The following is an 18,596-nucleotide window of genomic DNA, read 5'->3' on the forward strand; positions in this document are numbered from 1 at the left end:
CTCCCCCACGCCATCAGATTGCTTTGGAGTAGCGCACGTCCTGCTGCGAAGGTTGCAGATAGCGGTCAAAGCACATGGCAGCCAGGCGGACCAACGGCCACCCTGTTGCGGTGACATCAACGCACAGCCCGCGCACCTCCACCAGGCCATCGGCGGCAAGCACCTCCAGCGCAGCCAACGCGTCATCGAAGCAATGGCGCGCATCGCACTGGTGGCGTTGCGCCACGGCGGCCAGATCAACACGTCCGCAGCACAGTAAGGCCTGGATGACCTCCGCACGTAGCAGGTCGTCTGCACTCAGTTGCATCCCGCGGCACACGGGCAAGGCACCGCGATCGACCGCCGCTTCCCACGCAGCCAGTTCGCGTGGATTCTGGCTGTAGCTGTCGCCAACATGGCTAATCGCACTGACGCCCAAGCCGATCAGATCGGTATCGGCATGCGTGGTGTAGCCCATGAAATTGCGCTGCAGATCGCCGCGCCGTTGCGCGATCGCCAGGTCTTCGCTGGGAAGCGCGAAGTGATCCATGCCGATGTACTGGTAGCCCGCCGCCGACAACGTACGTACGGCGAGCCCGAGCAGCGCCAGCCTCTCTTGCGCGGAAGGCAACTCCTGCACATCGATCTGCCGCTGCGCCTTGAACACATGCGGCAGGTGCGCATACCCGTAGATCGCCAACCGATCTGGTCGCGCCGCCAGTACGCGGTTCAGCGTACGCGCGAAGCCCGCCTGCGTCTGCCGCGGCAAACCGTAGACCAGATCCACGTTCACCGAGGCGATGCCTGCCTGCCGACATGCAGCGATGAGTTCCAATGTCTCCTGCTCGCCTTGACGGCGATTGATCGCCGCCTGCACGTCCGGATCGGAATCCTGGATGCCTAAGCTGACCCGGTTGAATCCCAGCTGCGCCAGCGCGGCAATGTCGCCTGATTGAACAGCGCGAGGATCCAGTTCGATCGAGATGTCGCGACCGGGATCGATACTGAAACGAAAGATGCGACGCAGGCCATCAAGCAAGTCGCCAAGCAGCGCAGGCGAGAGAAAATTGGGCGTCCCGCCACCCAGATGCAGCTGCACGACCGTTCGACTGCGCTCCAGATGCTCGGCGGCGCTGGTCGCCTCGCGGAGCAGGCGCGCGACATAGGCCTGCCCCTTGGTCGCGTCGCGCGTGATGATCCGATTGCAGCCGCAGTAGAAACAGGGACTGCTGCAAAACGGCACATGCACGTACAGCGATAAGGCGCGCCCAGGGCGCTGATGCTGCGCGCGCAAGAACGCCGCCTGCAAATCCGTGGCACCAAACCCGGGCTGGAAGTGCGGCGCAGTGGGATAGGAGGTGTAGCGCGGGCCTGGGCGGTCGTAGCGTTGCAACAACGCGTAATCGAAGTTCCAACGGGCATGCGCGGCAGCGATATCGGGTTCCATGCGCGGAGCGTGCCGTACCTGCGACAGAGGCACCTTGATCAGAATCAATCTATCGTGACGTGGCGCAGGGAGTGGCACGTCCGCTGAAATCACGTTTGCCCTGCAGCGCTGTCAGCGTGTGGTGCAGCCAGCTTGCATGGCAACTGGCACATGGTTCATACCGTGCCAGTGCACAGCGCAGTGAACTTTGGATCCCGCAGTGTGCAATTGCATCGCCGCCGCTGCGCGACGCGTAGCTTATCCACGCCACGTGCAACCCAAATAAAAAAGCCATGGACCGTAAAGTCCATGGCTTGAATTTGGAGCGGGAAACGAGACTCGAACTCGCGACCTCAACCTTGGCAAGGTTGCGCTCTACCAACTGAGCTATTCCCGCGTGGAGCGATATTCTACAGCTTGTCACCGTTTTGCGCTAGCCCTATCGCCGCGTCGGAGGCAGGGAAAACACACACGATGTGGAGGCCTGGGCCGGAATTGAACCGGCGTACGCGGATTTGCAGTCCGCTGCATAACCACTCTACCACCAGGCCGAAACATCAAACCCAAGGCATCCTGCCCTGAAACAACACGACCCCGCGCACGGGGCCGCGTTTACATCTTGGAGCGGGAAACGAGACTCGAACTCGCGACCTCAACCTTGGCAAGGTTGCGCTCTACCAACTGAGCTATTCCCGCTTGGGAGGCGAAATTTTACAGTGAACGGGATAGCTGTCAACTGTTGCTTTCGACTTTTTTCGGTTTGTTGGTAATCGCGGCCTTTTCATCGGCACGCAAACTTGGCCATGCGGCCTGCAGATACTGGAAACCCGACCACAACGTCAGCAACGCGGCGATTGCCAGGGTCCAGTAACCCGCCTGGAAGATCAGGTTGCCCAGCCAGATTTCATGCGTGGGCATCTGCCCCGGCGTGACCGAATACAGCAAACAGAGCAACGCGACCATCTGTGCGGTGGTCTTGACCTTGCCGATCATCGCCACGCGCACCTTGGCACGCTGGCCGATCTCGGCCATCCACTCGCGCAATGCAGACACCGCGATTTCGCGCCCTACGATGACCGCCGCCCAGAACGCCATCCACGGCGTGGGATGCCCTTGCACGATGAGGAACAACGCCACGGCGACCATCAGCTTGTCGGCCACCGGGTCCAGAAATGCGCCAAACGCCGAATACTGGTGATAACGCCGCGCGACCCAGCCATCCAGCCAGTCGGTGATCGCGGCCAGGGCAAACACACCGGCCGAAGCGAAATTGGTCCACTTGTACGGCAGGTAGAACACCACGACCAACACCGGGATCATCACGATCCTCAGCAGTGTCAGCCACGTGGGGATGGTCAACTTCATTACGGACTCGACTCGCCTGCCGCATCGGGGAGCGCCAGCCCGTGCAGGTTAGCGTAGATTCGCGCGGCGAGTGCGGCATTGACCCCCTCCACCCGCGCAATCTCCGCTTCGCCGGCCGCCTTGAGACCGACCAGGCCGCCAAAATGCTTGAGCAGGCTGGCGCGCCGGCGTGGCCCGATGCCGGGAATATCTTCCAGCTTGCTGGTCATGCGTGCTTTCTGGCGACGTCCACGGTGGCCGGTGATGGCAAAACGGTGCGCTTCGTCGCGAACCTGCTGAATGAATTGCAGTGCCGGCGATGCGGCGCCGGGGCGCAGCTCGCGGCCATCGGCCAGGATCAGCGCTTCGTGCCCTGCCCTGCGCTCTTCGCCCTTGGCCACGCCGACCAGCAACACATTCTCGATTCCCAAATCCGCCAATGCGGCCTGGGCCTGCGCCAACTGGCCGGCGCCGCCATCGATCAGCAACACGTCGGGCAGCACGCCGTTTTCTTCCACCGCGCGACGGAACCGGCGCTCGATCGCCTGGCGCATGGCGGCGTAGTCGTCGCCGGGGGTGATGCCGGAAATGTTGAAGCGCCGGTACTGCCCACGCACGGGGCCGCTGGCGTCGAAGACCACGCACGAGGCCACCGTGGCTTCGCCCATGGTGTGGCTGATGTCGAAGCATTCCACACGCTTGACCTGCTCGGCCAGGCCAAGCATCTCGCGCAAGGCTTCGCTGCGCGCGTGCTGCGCGCTCTGGCTGGTGAGTTCGGTGACCAGGGTCAGCTGTGCATTGCGGCTGGCCAGCAACAGGTAGCCGGCACGTTCGCCACGCACGTTCCACTTCAGCGCGACCTTGTGTTCGGCCGCGGCACTCAATGCCGCCTCGATCAGCTCGGCGTCGGGGATCGCGCGGTCCAGCAGAATCTCGCGCGGCGGTGCATGCTCGGCGTAGTACTGCGACACGAACGCGGCCAGGATTTCCTCGGCGCTGTCTTCGCCGTTGGTCTTGGGAAAGAACGAACGCGTGCCCAGGTTGCGCCCGTCGCGGAAACTGAGCAGCAGCACGCAGGCCTGGCTGGATTGCGTGGCGCACGCCAGCACGTCCAGATCGGCGGCGCGCCCGTCCACGTACTGGCGGTTCTGCATGCTGCGCAGCGAGGAGAGCAGATCGCGCAGACGGGCGGCACGCTCGAATTCGAGCGCCTCGCTGGCCTGCTGCATCGAGTGCATGATTTCTTCGCCGAGCTGGTCGCTCTTGCCTTCCAGGAACATGGTGGCGCGACGCACCGCTTCTTCGTAATCCTGCGCCGCCACCAGATCCACGCACGGCGCACTGCAGCGTCCGATCTGATACTGCAGGCACGGCCGCGAGCGATTGCGGAACACGCTGTCCTCGCAGCTGCGCAGCTTGAACAACTTGTGCATCAGGTTGAGCGTTTCGCGCACGGCGGTGACGCCGGCATACGGGCCGAAGTAGCGCCCGTTCACCGCGCGGGGGCCACGGTGCAGCGCAATGCGCGGCCAGTCTTCGCGGGTCAGCAACACGTAGGGATAGCTTTTGTCGTCGCGCAGCGACACGTTGTAGCGCGGCGACAACGACTTGATCAGCTGGTTTTCCAGCAGCAGCGCTTCGGCCTCGCTACGGGTGACGGTCACGTCCATGCGCGCGACCTGCGACAGCATCGAAGTCAGGCGTGCGTTCTTGGGCGTGCCGTTGAAATAGCTGCCCACGCGCTTGCGCAACGCGCCCGCCTTGCCGACATACAGCAGGCTGTCGTCGGCCGCGTACATGCGGTAGACACCGGGTGCGGTGCTCAGGCGGGCGGCGAAGGCCTTCCCATCGAAATCAGCTTGTGGCCTTGCGCTCATTCGTCTATCGAAACATCACTCAATGCGCCTGTTGCCAGGTCGTAACGCAGCACGGCGTGCGCGTCGGTTTCGGCGATCCACACCGCGCCGCCGGCAACGGCCAGCCCGGCCGGGCCATGCAGGCGCCGCGGCAGGGCGACCGTGGTCAGCTCGCCGCCGCCCAGGCGCAGGCAGCGCAAGCGGCCATTGCCGGTATCGGCCACCCACAGCATCGGCGAATCGGCGGCCAGTGCGATTGCCTGCGGAAACTGCAGGCGCGCGGTACTGCGTGGGCCATCGTCTTCACCGAACTGCCAGGTGCCCTGCCCACCAACCAGGGTCTGCACCAGGTCGCCACGCAATTGCATGGTGCGGATCGACGACCCCAGCCCATCGCAGACGTAAGCCACCTGCTGGACCGCGGCCAGGCCTGCCGGCTGTGCGAAAGCAGCGAGATGGCCGCTGCCGTCGCGGATTTCAAGGGAGCCGGTGCCGGCGCGCGCGCTCAGCGCGGCGCGGCCCAGGTGATAGCTCCAGATGCGGTTGTCGCCGGCCATCGCGATCAACAGCTGGTTATCGGCAACCGCAAGCCCTTGCGGGTAGTTCAGCGGCGACGCGCCCGCACTGGCTAGCGGGCCTTCGATCGGCTCGCCGCTGCGCCCGGTGCCGCACAAGGTGTCGACCTGGCCGCTGCGCAGGTTGATCCGCCGCAAGGCGTGGTTGCCCGTATCCGCCACATAGAGTTCTTCGCGCTCGAGCGCCAGGCCCTGCGGGCGTCGAAATGCCGCTTCGCCCACGCCGCCATCGATGAGGTCGGCATTGCCGTGGCCGAACTGACGCAGCACGCGGCCGCTGCGGGTGCATTCGAGGATGCGGTGGTGCCCGGTGTCGGCGATGTACAGCCGGTCTTCGGTCGCCGCCAGGCCGGTGGGGAAGCGCAACGCCAGGCGCGGCTCGGGGTCGCGCTCAGCCACGCCATGCAGATCGGCATCGGACGGCGGCGGCTGGCCTTCGCACAACGCGGCCAGTGCCTTGTCGAGATCGCCGGTGACACCGACCAGCCGCTGCCGCTCGCGGCCATAGGCGTCGAGCAACACCAGGGTGGGCCAGGATTCGATCCCGAAACGGCGCCAGGTTTCCCAGTCCTTGTCGAGCAGGATCGGCGCACTGACGCCATGCCCACGCAACTGCTTGAGCGAGCGCTGCGGCATGCGTTCGCTATCGAAGCGCGGCACCTGCACCACGATCACCTGCAGCCGGCCGGGGCTGCGCGCCTGCCAGTGCGCAAGCTCGGCCAGCCGCTCCGCGCACCACACCGAGCTGGCATTGACGAACGCCAGCACGAGCGCGCGGCCGCGATGCTCCTGCAAGGTGGAGGGCCTGGCGTTGAGCCAGGTGGGAAATTCCGGCAGTTCCTGGGTGAGCTGGGCAGTCATGCAGTGATTATGCCCAAGCCCGGTCAGCCGCGGGTGAGTCTGGCCACGGTCTGGCGCGCGGCGGTATCGACCAGCCGCCAGGCCAGTTCGAACTCCTGCTTGCCGCCGGTGTACGGGTCGGGGATATCGCTGCGCTCATCCACGCCGGCCCACGGCAACCACAGCGCAACCTTGTCGCGCAGCGATGCAGGTGCAAGCCGCTGCAGATCGCGCAGATTGCTGGCGTCCGCACACAGCAGCCAATCGAAGCGTTCGAAATCGGCCAGCTGCACCTGACGCGCGCGCAATTCTGAGATGTCCACGTCGTGACCGCGTGCGCAGCGGATGGCACGGGCGTCCGGTGGTTCACCGGCATGCCAATCGCCTGTGCCGGCCGAATCCACTTCCACACGGCGTGCCAGCGGTGAGGCGTCCAGACGCGCGCGCAAGGCGCCCTCGCCCATCGGCGAGCGACAGATATTGCCCAGGCAGACGACCAACAGCCTCATGCAGACGCCAATTGCGCTTGCGCGCGCTGCAGGTCTTCCGGCGTATCGATGCCGGGTGGGAACTGCTCAGGCGTCAGCGCCACCGCGATGCGGTAGCCGGCTTCCAGCACACGCAGCTGCTCCAGCGATTCGATGCGCTCCAGCGTGCCCGGCGGCATGGCTGCGAACTGCTGCAGAAACCCAGCGCGGTAGGCGTAGATGCCGATATGCCGCAGCCAGTGATTGCCGGCCGGTACCGCATCGCGCTGGCCAGCAAAACTGTCGCGATGCCACGGAATCGGCGCACGGCTGAAGTACAACGCATCGCCATGGGCGTTGCGCACCAGCTTCACGACGTTGGGATCAAACAGGTCGTGCGCGCTGTCGACCGGCGCGGCGAGCGTGGCCATCTCCGCGCCGGAGCGCTGCAACACCTGGGCCACTGCACGAATGCCGGCAGCCGGTGCGAACGGTTCGTCGCCCTGCAGGTTCACCACACAGGTGGCCGCATCCCAGCCGGCAATCCGCGCGCACTCGGCCAGCCGGTCGGTGCCGGACAGATGCACGCTGCTGGTCATCGCCACGCGCACGCCGGCCAGGCCCTGGATGGCCTCGGCAATGCGCGCGTCGTCGGTGGCCACCCACACCTCGCGGGCACCGGCCGCCAGCGCACGGTCGGCCACGTGCTGGATCATGGGGCGATCGCCGATCAGCTGCAGCGGCTTGCCGGGCAACCGGGTGGAGGCATAGCGCGCCGGTACGGCCACCACGAAGGCGCTGGACGCGTCGTCCGACGCGATGGGAGACGCTGCAGAAACTGGTTGCACGGTGTCCTCGCTGGTTGGAAAGGATGGAGGCTGCATCGACCGGCGGTTATCTCGCTGCTGCCGAGGCGCGGCCGACGCCGTCAGGCGTCGGAATGGCGGCTGGCCAGTTTGTCGAGGCGATCGAGCAGACTCACCCAGAAGGCCGCCGGCAGCTCGGCCTTCAACGGCACGCTGTAGAGCCACTCGTCGGCGAAGGGCCGACACTTCACCGCGTCCTTTTCGGTCATCAGCACCGGCAGGCGGCTGCCGAAGCTGAAGTCCTGCGCGCGGTAGACATGATGATCGGGAAACGCATGCGGCACCACGCCGATGCCGCGTGCGCGCAGCATCGCGAAAAACCGCTCCGGGTGCGCAATCCCGGCCACGGCATGCACGCGTTGCCCAGCCAGCGAGGCAAGTGGCCGTGCACGTTTGCCATCCATGGGCTGCACGCTGTCGATGCTCAGACGCATCTGCCATTCGCCGAACCCGGCATCGGTATCGGCCACTGGCGTGGCGACCGCCGGTACCACTGCATCGCTGCCCTGGCCCAGATTCACCACGCGGAAATCGCACTCGCGCGCACGCGCTGCGGGTTCTCGCAATGGCCCGGCGGGCAGCATGCGTCCGTTGCCATAACGGCGCTGGCCGTCGACGACTTCGATTTCGACATCGCGTGCCAGCCGGTAATGCTGCAGCCCGTCGTCGCACACGATGATGTCGCAGCCGGCCTCGACCAGGGCACGCGCCGCGGCCAGACGATCAGTGTCCACGCGCACGCGCGCGCCGGTTTTCCAGGCGATCAGCACCGGTTCGTCGCCGCCGAGTGCTACTGGCGTGTCCGCATCGACCCAGCGCGCAGTCCCGGCGTCATCGCGGCCATAACCACGGCTGGCGACACCCGGGGTCCAGCCGGCCTGCTGCAGCCGGCTGACCAGGGTGATGGTGAGTGGCGTCTTGCCGGTGCCGCCAGCGGTGACGTTGCCGATCACCACCACCGGGACCGGCACGCCATGGCGCTTCAACCAGCCGCGCCGATACAGGCTGCGGCGCACTGCGGTGACCGCGCCATACACCGGCGCGAGCATGCGGGCCGGCAGCGGGATGGGCGTGTTGTCATACCAGTAGCCCGGCGTGCGGGCGCCGCGCTTGCTCATGCCTGACGTTCGCGAAACTGCATGCCGTGCAGGTGCGAGTACAGCCCGCCCAGCGCGAGCAGTTCCTGATGCGTACCGCGTTCGACGATGCGGCCCTGGTCCATCACCAGCACCTGGTCGGCATGCTCGATCGTCGACAACCGGTGCGCGATCACCAAGGTGGTGCGGTCCGGCATCAACTTGTGCAAGGCGTCCTGCACCAGCCGCTCGGATTCGTTGTCGAGTGCGGCGGTCGCCTCGTCCAGGATCAGGATCGGCGCGTCCTTGAGCATCGCGCGTGCGATCGCCAGACGCTGGCGCTGGCCGCCGGACAGGCGCCCGCCCTTGGTACCCACGTGCGACTGCAGGCCCTCTGGCAGCTGCGAAACAAACTCCATTGCATTCGCGCCCTGGATCGCGCGCTCCAGTTGCCCGGCATCGCACTGGCGCATTTCGCCGTACGCCACGTTCTCGGCGATGCTGCCGTCGAACAGCATCACCTGTTGGCCAACCAGGGCAATCTGGCGGCGCAGATCGGCCAATGCATAGGCCTGCACCGGGTGACCGTCGAGCAGGATCTGCCCGGACTCGGCCTCGTAAAAGCGTGGAATCAGCTTGATCAGGCTGGATTTGCCGCTGCCGGAGCGGCCGACGATCGCCGTGACGGTGCCCGGCTGTGCCACGAAGCTGACATCGGCCAACGCAGGATTGGCCTGCCCCGGATAGCGCGCGGTGACATCGCGGAATTCGATCAAGCCCTTGGCGCGCGTCAGCGGTACCTGCCCCTGGTCGGGCTCGTCAGGGCTGTCCAGCACCGAAAACAGGCGTTCGGCAGACGCCAGGCCGCGCTGCACCATGTTTTGCACATTGGTGAGCTGCTTGAGGCCCGGAATGATCGTCAGCATCGAGGTCATCAACACCACGAAATCGCCGGCCGTCAGGCGCCCGGCCAATGCCTGCGCGCCAGCCACGAACAACAGCGCGGACAGACCGATCGCGCCGATCATCTGCACGGTGGCGGTGGAAATGCCGCGCGTGGATTCGACCTTCATGGCCAGCCGGAGATTGCGGTCGGCCAGGCCCGAGTAGCGCTCCATCTCGCTTTGCTGCGCGCCGTAGATCTTGACCTCCTGATGGCTGGACAAAGTCTGGTCGGCGGCCTGCAACAGATGCGCGCCACTCTCCTGGATGCTGTGACTGATCCGCCGATAACGGCGCGCCACCTTGTCCATCACCCAAGCCAGCACCGGCGCCAGCACCAGGATGGTGAGCGTGACCTGCCAGCTATGCCACAGCATCAACGCCAACGCGCCGATCACCTGCAGCGACTGCTGGATCATCACCTTCACGGCGTCCACGGCGGCCTGCGCGACCTGATCCGAGTCCGAGCCGAGGCGGATCAGCATCGACGGCACCGGCTCGGAGTCGAAGCGCGAGCCCGGCAGGCGCAGATACTTGGACATGACCTTGACGCGTAGATCCCGCGCGATGCTGCGCGCAGACTTGCCCATCGCCATGTCGGTGATGTAACCGGCCGCACCGCGGATCACGAACAACAGGATGATCTGCACCGGTAGCCAGCGGCTGACTTCGGCGTTCTTGTAGATGAAGGTCTCGTCGGTGATCGGCTTCATCAAGGCCAGAAAGCCGGTGGTCCCGGCGGCCTCGATCAATGCGGCGATCAACGCGGCCACCAACAGCAGCCGGTATGGTTTTGCGAATGCCAGCAGACGCCGATAGGTCTGCCAGGACGACACCTGCGGCACGTTCTCGTTGATGGTCTTCACTGCCACGTTCCGTTCTTGCCTGCTTCCGGCGCTGTCGCAATGGCGATGCGGCGGAAACCGAGTTGGCCCAGCGCGTCTTGCGCAGTCACCACCGCCTGATACGGCGTGCGCGCGTCTGCACGCATCAGTACGGTCTGCTCGCGGTCGTCGCCGGCAACCTGGGCAATGGTCTGCTTGAGCGAATCCACATCCGACCGCAGCACTTCCTGGTCGTTGATGAAATAGCGTCCATCGGCATTGACCAGCACGCTCAGCGAACGCGGCGGCGCGCTGGTGTTCTGGTCGCTGGCAGTAGGCAACTGCAGTTGCAGCGTGGAGCGGGCGTCGAAGGTCGTTGTTACCACGAAGAAAATGATGAGGACGAGGATGACGTCAATCAATGGCACCAGGTCGATCTGTGGCTCGTCCTGGCTTCGGTCACTGCCGATGCGCATCCGTCAACCCTTCGCCATGGCGGGGTTGTCGGCCGGCACGGGCGCCGCAGCTGCGGCGCCGCCTGGCACGGGGCGGCCTTCCATCGTGTCCAGCAGCAAGGTCGCTTCCTGCTCCATCTCGATGATGTAGCCAGCAATACGCCCCTTGAAAAACCGGTGTGCCATCAACGATGGCACCGCGATGATCATGCCGGTCGCCGTGCACACCAGCGCCTTGCCGATACCGCCGGCCAGCTGGTTCACGTCACCCACGCCGTGATCGAGAATGCCCAGAAACATCTGGATCATGCCGACCACGGTGCCCAGCAGGCCAAGCAGCGGCCCCGCCGAGGCGATCGTGCCCAATGCATTCAGATAGCGCTCCATGCGATGCACCACATGGCGGCCGGTGTCTTCGATGCGCTCACGAATCAGGTCACGGCTACGCCCACGCACATCCAGCGCGGCTGCCAGCAAGGCGCCCAGCGGCGAATTGCGGCGCAGCGACTCGATATGCGTGGGGTCCAGCTTGCCCCGCGCGGCCCAGTTGCGGACTTCCTCGCCCAGACCCGGCGGACTCACCTCGTTGCGGCGCAGGGTCCACAGACGTTCCAGCACGATCGCCAGCGCGATCACGCCCAACAACAGCAACGGCACCATCGGCCAACCGCCTGCCTTGACCAGCTCCAACACGATTCGATTCCTCCGGCAACGCGGCCGCCTATTCGCTGGCCGATAGGATAGCAGCCGACCGCCGCCGTTCCGCAGCATCCCAGAGCCGTGGCTGCCAGCGGCGACGCTCGCGGACCTGCAGCCCCTCGCGGCCCAGCCAGACCCGCACCGCACCGGTCTCGGCGGTATCCAGCACCTCGGCACCGGCGCCCTGCCAGCGCTGCACGGTGTCTGCTCGTGGGTGGCCGAAACGATTGCCATGCCCGGAGGACACCAGCGCCAACCGCGCTGCGGTGGCCGCCACGAAGCCGGCATGCGAGCCATCGGCGCTGCCGTGATGCGGCACCACCACCACATCGGCGCGCAGCTGCGCCTGCCCTGCATGCAGCAGGCGGTGTTCGACGATGCTGTCGATGTCGCCTGGCAGCAGCGCACGCCCGTAGCGCGTCTCCACCAGCAGCACGCAGCTGGACTGGTTGCGCAGGTAGGGAAAGCCCGCGGTGGGATGCAGGAAACGAAACCGGACGCCCTCCCACTCCCAGCGCTGCCCGGCCTGGCAGCGGCGGCGCACATCCAGCGGCGCGCCAGATGGCGCGAGGGTATCGGCCACCGGCATTCCGGCGCGCACCGCAGCGTAGCCGCCGGCGTGATCGGCATCGGCGTGGCTGAGCACGATGGCGTCCAGCCGCCGGAGCCCCAACGCCCGCAACGCCGGCAGCACCACCCGTTCGCCGGCGTCGAATCCATCGCGGACCGCCGGGCCAGTATCGAACAGCAAGGCGTGCCGCTGGGTCCGCACCAGCACTGCCAGACCCTGCCCGACATCGAGCACCTGCAGATCGGCCTCGCCGGCTTCGGGCAGGGCACGGTCCGGCCACAGCAGCGGCAGCCACAACAGCAACGCCACTGATTTGGCCGGCGTTCCCCGAGGCATCAGCAGCCAGAATGCGCCGACCAGCGCAGCGACGAGCGCAATGGCGTCGGATTCGGGCACCCACCACAACGCCACCTGGGTGCGTCCAAGCCAGACGAATGCGGGCCAGGTCAGCTCGAAACACCAGCCAGCCAGTTGCCAGGCCCAGACGCCTGCACCCGTCCAGGCCGCTTCCAGCGCGGTGCCAAGCAAGGCCAGCGGCACCACCACGAAGGTCCACCACGGGATTGCAACCAGATTGGCCAGCGGCCCCACCAGCGACGCCTGCCCGAACAAGCTGACCGTCAACGGCAACAGGCCAATGGTCGCCACCGCCTGCGCCGACAGAAATCCGCGCAGCATCGAACGATCGTCAACCGGCAGGCACCACACCAGCCACGCAACCCCGGCGAAGCTGAGCCAGAAGCCGGCCACCAACACGCTCAACGGGTCCCACAGCAGCACCGCCAACATTGCCAGCGCCAGGATATGCGCAGTGCTGGCGCGGCGACGCAGCACACGGGCCAGCGCCACCACCGCGATCATCAACACGGTGCGCACCGTTGGTAGCGCAAGGCCGGCGAGCACTGCATAGCAGGAGGCGCCAAGCAACGCTGCCACCGCAGCGGCATGCAGCCGTGGCACGCGCGTTCCCAGGCCAGGCAAGAGGCGCCAGACCGCAGTGATCAGCAGCGCGCAGAACGCGGCGACCAGGCCAACATGGAAGCCGGAGATCGCAATCAGGTGACTCAGCCCGGTCGCACGCAAGGTCGCCCACGCGGCATCGTCGAGCCCACGGGTGTCGCCTAGCGCCAAGGCACGCAGGTAAGGCGACGCCGGCCCGGAGATGGTGTGCGCGATGCGCGCCGACATGCGCTCGCGCCATGCATCGACGCCACTGGCCGGCGTCACCAGCCTGGCCGCAGCGGGCATGCGTACATAGCCGGTTGCAGCGATGCGTTGCGCCAGCGCCTGTCGCTCGGCGTCGAACCCACCCGGATTGCGCAGACCGCGCGGCGCACGCAACTTCAGGCGCAGCTGCCAGGTGGCGCCGGCCGTCAACGCGGCGCGTGGGCCGATGGTGTCTGCACCAAAGTCGTCGTACCAGCTCACCTGCAGCAGTGCGCCACGCAGCGCTTGCGGCTGCGCCGGGTCATCAGCCAGGCGCAGCTGGAAACGCGTGCGGCGTGGCTCGGCGATGGGCAGGCCCACCACTCTGCCCTGCACCACCCATTCGCGCGCTTCATCGGCCGGCAGTAGCTGCGCCCGCAGCGCTCCAGCCGCTTGCCAGCCCATCAGCCCAAATCCTGCCACGCACACCGCGCTCAGCAACAACCAACGCCGCGGCCACCGGCGCAGCGCCGCAAGGCCGACTGCGCCGGTAAGCAGGCAACTACCGTAGACAGTGCGCGGCAGCGCCGCCGGTGACCAGGCACATGCCACCACACCCAGCAATAACGCGGCTGCGACCGCCACGGTGGCGCCAGCAAGTGGCCTCACCGCATGCGTTGCATCGTCCATGTCCATTGCCCGCGCTGCCCGATTCATTGCTCAACGTAACGATCGTCTGCCACGACGGGCAGCAGCGTTCAGCGTGTTGCCGGGTAGGAAGATGGCGCGAGAGCTTGCAGGCAAAGCAACCACTCGAAGCGCTGCATCACAGCCTTCGCTTCCGCATTTGAGCCGATGCACGCGGCCAAGCGCAGGTGAGCAGGACCGCGGATGCTTCCAGCGATCCGCGTCACGCTGCCGCCGCTGGCGCCTCGACCGTCCACACGCGCCGAAACCCGCCACGCGGCAGACCGCGCACAAACGCGGCACAGCAATGATCCGTTCTACAAACGCGCTTCATTTCGCGGTGAAATCAGGCCTGCGTTCGCCCTGATTTCATGGCCGCATCGCTATGGTGGACGCTGTTTTCGAGGAGTTCCCCCATGCGTAAAGGTACTGCACTGATCGTCGGCGTGACCGGCATCTCCGGCTACAACCTCGCCAATGTGTTGCTCGCCGACGGCTGGACCGTCTACGGCCTGGCGCGCCGCCCGCTGTCGCACGAAGGCGTGATCCCGGTAGCGGCCGATCTGCTCGATGCGGAGGCAACCAAAACTGCGCTGCAGGGGCTACCGATCACGCACGTGTTCTTCTGCACCTGGACGCGCCGCGATACCGAGCGCGAGAACGTCGAAGCCAACGGCGCGATGATGCGACACCTGTGCGATGGCTTGAGCGAGGCGCCGCTTCAGCACATGGCGCTGGTCACCGGCACCAAGCACTACCTGGGTGCTTTCGAGAACTACGGCAGTGGCAAGGCGGAAACCCCGTTCCGCGAAAGCGAACCGCGCCAGCCTGGCGAGAACTTCTACTACACCCTCGAAGATCTACTGTTCCAGCATGCGGAACAGCACGGCTTCGGCTGGAGCGTGCACCGCTCGCACACCATGGTTGGCATTGCCAACGGCAGCAACGCGATGAACATGGGCGTGACCCTGGCGGTGTACGCCTCGCTGTGCAAACACACCGGGCAACCGTTCGTGTTCCCCGGCTCGCAGACACAATGGAACAGCCTCACCGATGTGACCGATGCAGGCTTGCTCGGTCGGCAACTGGCGTGGGCCGGCCTGAGCCCGGCAGCGCGCAATCAGGCGTTCAATACCGTCAATGGCGATGTCTTTCGCTGGCGCTGGATGTGGGGCGAGATTGCGAAATTCTTCGGCCTGGAAGCGGCGCCCTGCCCGCAGACGCCCGAACCGCTGGAAGTACGCCTAAGCGACACCGCACCGGCGCAATGGGCGGAGCTGGCTGCGAAGCACGGACTGGTGGAGCCGGACGTCAACCGTCTCGCCTCGTGGTGGCATACCGATGCCGACCTCGGCCGCGAGATCGAATGCGTCAACGACATGACCAAGAGCCGCGAACTGGGCTTTCTGGACTTCTACGACAGCCGTGCCGCATTCCTGGAACTGTTCACCCGGCTGCGTGCGCAGCGAATCATTCCCTGACGAACAGGTCCTGGCTGCTTAGAGGCCGGGACGCCTTGGAAGGCTAGACGTCCGGCTACACGCTTATGGCCGGACGTGCGTGGCGACGACAGCGTCGCACGTGCTTGGCGATAGTTGGTTGGTGCTGAGTGCTTCGTGCTTGGCGCTGGGTTGTGGGTTTTGGGTGGCTAAGTGCTAAATGCTAAGTGTTCCAGAACCGTAACCCGCACAACGCCTGCCGAATTACGGTGCGATCAGGCAGCCCACGATGCAGCACACAGGCAGCCCACGATGCAGCACAAAAGACATCACCAACCGCGCAGCCATTCCCGTCCTGGCGGCAATGATGTCTACCTCAATCGCGGTATCGTGGGAGTAGTCCAGCCACGTAGGCGCATCGTTCGATGCGCTCAAAGTTCGCCCCTCAAACGGAAAGCGGAGCGGCGCGCGCAGTACGCAGATGCTGTGATCACTCGGATCTCGTAGGAGCGCGCTTGCGCGCGATGAGGCGTTACCAGGAAATCCACATCGCACGCAAGCGCGCCCCTACGGTGCCAATGAGCCGCGTTTTTTCTCGCAATGCCTGCAAGAATGCCTGCGCCCGTCTCGCCAGCCTGCTTACCACCGCATTGTTCGGCACCATTTTTGCGCACCGAACATGGCAAGAGGCCTTACACCGCCGAAGGCGCCAGTTCGCGCAACTTGCCTTGGTGCAATTCAAGAACGCGGTCCAGACGTCGCGCCAGGCTGCGATCGTGCGTCACCAGCACCAGGCTCGTACGCTGGGCGCGGTTGAGTTCCAGCATCAGCTCGAACACGGTGCCAGCCGTCTTGTCGTCGAGATTGCCGGTGGGCTCATCGCCGAGCACGCAGCCGGGCTTGTTCACCAACGCCCGCGCCACCGCACAGCGCTGACGCTCGCCACCCGACAGCTCGCTGGGCTTGTGCTCCACCCGGTGTCCCAGGCCAACTGATTCCAGCAACTGCAGTGCCTGCCCGCGCGCGATTGACACATCCTGCCCGGACAACAGCACCGGCATCATGACGTTTTCCAGCGCAGTGAATTCCGGCAACAGGTGATGGAACTGATACACGAAACCGAGCGAGCGGTTACGCAGCTTGCCCCGCTCGCCATCGGACAGCGCAGACATGCGCCGACCCGCGACATACACCTCGCCGGAGGTCGGGATATCCAGCCCACCGAGCAAGTGCAACAAGGTGCTCTTGCCTGCACCCGACGCGCCGACGATCGCCACGGTTTCGCCGGTCGCCACCGACAGATCCAGGCCATCGAACACCGGCGTACGCATCTTGCCTTCGGCGTAGGTCTTGCCGAGCCGTTCGGCGCGAATCACCGCCGCGCTCTGGTCTGCCTGCGTCTTTCCAAGCACCGACTCTGGAACATTACTCATAACGCAGCGCCTCCGCGGGCTGGGTGCGCGAAGCGCGCCATGCCGGATACAAGGTGGCCAAGAAGCTCATGACCAGAGCGACCACGGTGATCACTACAACATCCTGCGTCTGCATGTCGGTCGGCAAGCCGGTGATGTAATACACATCTTCGGGCAGCAGCTTGACGCTGAACACCGCCTCGATGGCACCCAGGATGCGCTCCAGGTTGAGCGTCAGCACGATGCCGCCGATCACCCCCATGATCGTGCCCATGAAGCCGATCAACGAGCCCTGCACCATGAACACCTGCATCACCCCGCCAGGCGAGAGCCCGAGCGTGCGCAGAATCGCGATATCGGCCTGCTTGTCGGTCACCAGCATCACCTGCGAAGACACCAGGTTGAAGGCGCCCATCGCCACAATTAGCGACAGCAGGATGCCCATGACCGTCTTTTCCATCTTCAACGAGTGATAGAGGTTGGCGTTTTCCTGGGTCCAGTCGCTCACGCGATAAGGCCCACGTAATTTCAGGGCCAGATCGCGCGCCACCGTAAACGCCTGATCCATGTCGTGCAGGCGCAGACGCACGCCGGTGACGCCATCCATGCGCAGCACGCGTGCCAGATCCTCCATGTTCACCACGGCCAGGCCACGATCGATTTCGTTGTAGCCGGCCTCAAAGATGCCGCTGACGGTGAAGCGCTTGAGCCGTGGCATCGCGCCTAACGGGGTGGCCTGGGTATCGCTGAGCAGCACCACGATGCTGTCGCCGACATCCACACCCAGCCACAGCGCCAGCTCCTTGCCGATGACGATGTTGTAGGAGCCCGGCGTCAGGCTGTCGACCGAGCCTTGCTGCATCTTCTTGGCCAGCACCGAGACCTTGGCTTCTTCGGACGGAATCACACCGCGCACGATTGCCGGTTGCTTGCGCGGGCCCTGCAGCAGCGATTCGGTTTCAATATAGGGCGCGGCACCGGCAATGCGCGGGTCTGCGCTGGCCACTTCGACCGCGTGGCGCCAATCCTGCATGGGTGCGCCTTCGGCGCTGACCGTGGCGTGGGCGGCCATCTGCAGCAGGCGGTCGCGGATTTCCTTCTGGAAACCGCTCATCACCGCCAACGTGGTGATCAGCACCGTCACGCCCAGGGCGATGCCGAGGATCGATGCCATCGAAATAAACGAGATGAAGCCATTGCGTCGCTTGGCGCGGAGATAGCGCAAGCCGATGGCAACCGGGATAGGTTTGAACATGCGGTTCAACCATGAAAGGGACGCTATGGTGCCACTAGCGACCGCTGGGACGAAATGGCACGGGCCTGAGCGGCCAGACGCAGTTCACGTCGCTGCGCGGTTGGCAGCGTGTCCGGCCAGAAATGCAGCCGCACGCGGCGGCCTCCCGGATGCGCCCATGACACCACCGCCATCGGCCCGCGCTACGTTACCTGCAGCGCATCCACGCGTTCTCCATCCACGCTGGCGGCCGCATCCGTCCACGGCACAACGAGTTGCCGCACTGGCGAGCGCAACAGCAACCAGATCGTACGGGCGCCGATCACAGCGGCATACGCAGACAAGCCCACGGCCAGCCAGACCGGCACGCCGGACCGCCAAATGGCCCACAGTGCGGCAACGGTGATCAGGCTCAACGCGCAGGCCAGCCCGCGCGAGGGGCGCCAGTCAAGCCGGCATGGCGCGGATATCGGCGATGAGGGCGGCGTTGTCGGCATCGGGGCAAGCCTCGTATCCCATGAACCAGCGCCACAACTTATCGTCTTCGCAATCCAGCAGCTGTAGGAAAACCGCGCGCTCAGCCGCAGGGGCCTGCGCCCATCGGCGGTCCAGATACCGGCCGAACAATTGGTCCAGCTCGCGCATGCCACGCCGGCAACGCCAGCGCAGTTTTTTCAGCAGTGTGTCTTCATCCATCTCTTTCTCCACCCCGCGTTGTAGCGGGCCGAAAACGACAGCGGCACCAGACCTGAGGGCCG

At 65.5% G+C, this 18,596-nt stretch carries 15 protein-coding genes, 3 tRNA genes and 1 pseudogene; 1 reads left to right on the forward strand and 18 read right to left on the reverse strand.

From position 1 onward, the window contains the following. Positions 1-13 precede the first annotated feature (13 nt). The 14 genes from hemN to ACD584_RS14640 all read right to left on the reverse strand — a co-directional run bounded on the left by hemN (position 14) and on the right by ACD584_RS14640 (position 13,762). Positions 14-1,426, reverse strand: a complete 1,413-nt coding sequence (gene hemN, locus ACD584_RS14575; RefSeq protein WP_076037679.1) for an oxygen-independent coproporphyrinogen III oxidase — start codon at positions 1,424-1,426, stop codon at positions 14-16. A 300-nt stretch (positions 1,427-1,726) separates the two neighbouring features. Then, positions 1,727-1,802: transfer RNA gene (locus ACD584_RS14580), tRNA-Gly, on the reverse strand. A gap of 80 nt (positions 1,803-1,882) precedes the next feature. Further along, a tRNA-Cys gene (locus ACD584_RS14585) sits at positions 1,883-1,956 on the reverse strand. A gap of 69 nt (positions 1,957-2,025) precedes the next feature. Further along, a tRNA-Gly gene (locus ACD584_RS14590) sits at positions 2,026-2,101 on the reverse strand. A gap of 36 nt (positions 2,102-2,137) precedes the next feature. After that, the gene (pgsA, locus tag ACD584_RS14595; protein WP_011037265.1) at positions 2,138-2,770 is read right to left on the reverse strand and encodes a CDP-diacylglycerol--glycerol-3-phosphate 3-phosphatidyltransferase; all 633 of its coding nucleotides are present in this window, start codon (positions 2,768-2,770) and stop codon (positions 2,138-2,140) included. After that, complete coding sequence (uvrC, locus tag ACD584_RS14600; protein WP_076035717.1) at positions 2,770-4,626, reverse strand: excinuclease ABC subunit UvrC; 1,857 nt, start codon at positions 4,624-4,626, stop codon at positions 2,770-2,772. Before uvrC ends, pgsA begins: the two co-directional genes overlap by 1 nt. Continuing rightward, entirely contained in the window at positions 4,623-6,041 is a 1,419-nt protein-coding gene (locus ACD584_RS14605) for a hypothetical protein (protein ID WP_175611453.1), read from the reverse strand. The genes uvrC and ACD584_RS14605 overlap by 4 nt, the downstream gene beginning before the upstream one ends. A 23-nt stretch (positions 6,042-6,064) precedes the next feature. Further along, positions 6,065-6,529: a low molecular weight protein-tyrosine-phosphatase gene (locus ACD584_RS14610; protein ID WP_076035715.1), complete on the reverse strand. Its 465-nt coding sequence runs from the start codon at positions 6,527-6,529 to the stop codon at positions 6,065-6,067. After that, positions 6,526-7,335, reverse strand: coding sequence for a 3-deoxy-manno-octulosonate cytidylyltransferase (gene kdsB, locus ACD584_RS14615; RefSeq protein WP_016945342.1), 810 nt, complete (start codon positions 7,333-7,335; stop codon positions 6,526-6,528). Before kdsB ends, ACD584_RS14610 begins: the two co-directional genes overlap by 4 nt. A gap of 80 nt (positions 7,336-7,415) precedes the next feature. Continuing rightward, positions 7,416-8,471: a tetraacyldisaccharide 4'-kinase gene (gene lpxK, locus ACD584_RS14620; RefSeq protein ID WP_076035714.1), complete on the reverse strand. Its 1,056-nt coding sequence runs from the start codon at positions 8,469-8,471 to the stop codon at positions 7,416-7,418. Next, on the reverse strand, positions 8,468-10,237 hold the full coding sequence (gene msbA / locus ACD584_RS14625; RefSeq protein WP_070691440.1) for a lipid A export permease/ATP-binding protein MsbA: 1,770 nt from the start codon (positions 10,235-10,237) through the stop codon (positions 8,468-8,470). The genes lpxK and msbA overlap by 4 nt, the downstream gene beginning before the upstream one ends. After that, positions 10,234-10,671 (reverse strand): biopolymer transporter ExbD, encoded by a 438-nt coding sequence (locus ACD584_RS14630; protein ID WP_076035713.1) that lies wholly within the window; start codon positions 10,669-10,671, stop codon positions 10,234-10,236. Before ACD584_RS14630 ends, msbA begins: the two co-directional genes overlap by 4 nt. Positions 10,672-10,674: 3 nt before the next feature. Further along, positions 10,675-11,343 (reverse strand): MotA/TolQ/ExbB proton channel family protein, encoded by a 669-nt coding sequence (locus ACD584_RS14635; RefSeq protein ID WP_070691437.1) that lies wholly within the window; start codon positions 11,341-11,343, stop codon positions 10,675-10,677. A 28-nt stretch (positions 11,344-11,371) separates the two neighbouring features. Continuing rightward, positions 11,372-13,762, reverse strand: a complete 2,391-nt coding sequence (locus ACD584_RS14640) for a DNA internalization-related competence protein ComEC/Rec2 (protein ID WP_076035712.1) — start codon at positions 13,760-13,762, stop codon at positions 11,372-11,374. Between the two features lie 407 nt (positions 13,763-14,169). Here ACD584_RS14640 and ACD584_RS14645 point away from each other — a divergent pair, with 407 nt between their 5' ends. After that, entirely contained in the window at positions 14,170-15,234 is a 1,065-nt protein-coding gene (locus tag ACD584_RS14645; protein ID WP_076035711.1) for an SDR family oxidoreductase, read from the forward strand. Positions 15,235-15,884: 650 nt separating this feature from the next. Here ACD584_RS14645 and lolD read toward each other — a convergent pair. From lolD to ACD584_RS14665, 4 genes and pseudogenes are all read right to left on the reverse strand, one after another. Further along, positions 15,885-16,625 carry a lipoprotein-releasing ABC transporter ATP-binding protein LolD gene (gene lolD / locus ACD584_RS14650; RefSeq protein WP_029217234.1) on the reverse strand — a complete coding sequence of 247 codons (741 nt, stop codon included), beginning with the start codon at positions 16,623-16,625 and terminating at the stop codon, positions 15,885-15,887. After that, positions 16,618-17,859 carry a lipoprotein-releasing ABC transporter permease subunit gene (locus ACD584_RS14655; RefSeq protein WP_014507840.1) on the reverse strand — a complete coding sequence of 414 codons (1,242 nt, stop codon included), beginning with the start codon at positions 17,857-17,859 and terminating at the stop codon, positions 16,618-16,620. The genes lolD and ACD584_RS14655 overlap by 8 nt, the downstream gene beginning before the upstream one ends. Before the next feature lie 23 nt (positions 17,860-17,882). Then, positions 17,883-18,335, reverse strand: a pseudogene (locus ACD584_RS14660) (hypothetical protein). After that, on the reverse strand, positions 18,286-18,534 hold the full coding sequence (locus tag ACD584_RS14665; protein ID WP_014507842.1) for a succinate dehydrogenase assembly factor 2: 249 nt from the start codon (positions 18,532-18,534) through the stop codon (positions 18,286-18,288). The pseudogene ACD584_RS14660 and the gene ACD584_RS14665 overlap by 50 nt, the downstream one beginning before the upstream one ends. Positions 18,535-18,596: the final 62 nt, after the last annotated feature.

Source organism: Xanthomonas sp. NCPPB 2922 (genome assembly GCF_041520885.1).
GTDB lineage: Bacteria > Pseudomonadota > Gammaproteobacteria > Xanthomonadales > Xanthomonadaceae > Xanthomonas > Xanthomonas campestris.

What these genes read in the sequence shown, in the direction of transcription:
- hemN (WP_076037679.1), bottom strand. Translation starts at nt 1,426, where the DNA reads ATGGAACCCGATATCGCTGCCGCGCATGCCCGTTGGAACTTCGATTAC.
- pgsA (WP_011037265.1), bottom strand. Translation starts at nt 2,770, where the DNA reads ATGAAGTTGACCATCCCCACGTGGCTGACACTGCTGAGGATCGTGATG.
- uvrC (WP_076035717.1), bottom strand. Translation starts at nt 4,626, where the DNA reads ATGAGCGCAAGGCCACAAGCTGATTTCGATGGGAAGGCCTTCGCCGCC.
- ACD584_RS14605 (WP_175611453.1), bottom strand. Translation starts at nt 6,041, where the DNA reads ATGACTGCCCAGCTCACCCAGGAACTGCCGGAATTTCCCACCTGGCTC.
- ACD584_RS14610 (WP_076035715.1), bottom strand. Translation starts at nt 6,529, where the DNA reads ATGAGGCTGTTGGTCGTCTGCCTGGGCAATATCTGTCGCTCGCCGATG.
- lpxK (WP_076035714.1), bottom strand. Translation starts at nt 8,471, where the DNA reads ATGAGCAAGCGCGGCGCCCGCACGCCGGGCTACTGGTATGACAACACG.
- ACD584_RS14630 (WP_076035713.1), bottom strand. Translation starts at nt 10,671, where the DNA reads ATGCGCATCGGCAGTGACCGAAGCCAGGACGAGCCACAGATCGACCTG.
- ACD584_RS14640 (WP_076035712.1), bottom strand. Translation starts at nt 13,762, where the DNA reads ATGGACATGGACGATGCAACGCATGCGGTGAGGCCACTTGCTGGCGCC.
- ACD584_RS14645 (WP_076035711.1), top strand. Translation starts at nt 14,170, where the DNA reads ATGCGTAAAGGTACTGCACTGATCGTCGGCGTGACCGGCATCTCCGGC.
- lolD (WP_029217234.1), bottom strand. Translation starts at nt 16,625, where the DNA reads ATGAGTAATGTTCCAGAGTCGGTGCTTGGAAAGACGCAGGCAGACCAG.
- ACD584_RS14655 (WP_014507840.1), bottom strand. Translation starts at nt 17,859, where the DNA reads ATGTTCAAACCTATCCCGGTTGCCATCGGCTTGCGCTATCTCCGCGCC.
- ACD584_RS14665 (WP_014507842.1), bottom strand. Translation starts at nt 18,534, where the DNA reads ATGGATGAAGACACACTGCTGAAAAAACTGCGCTGGCGTTGCCGGCGT.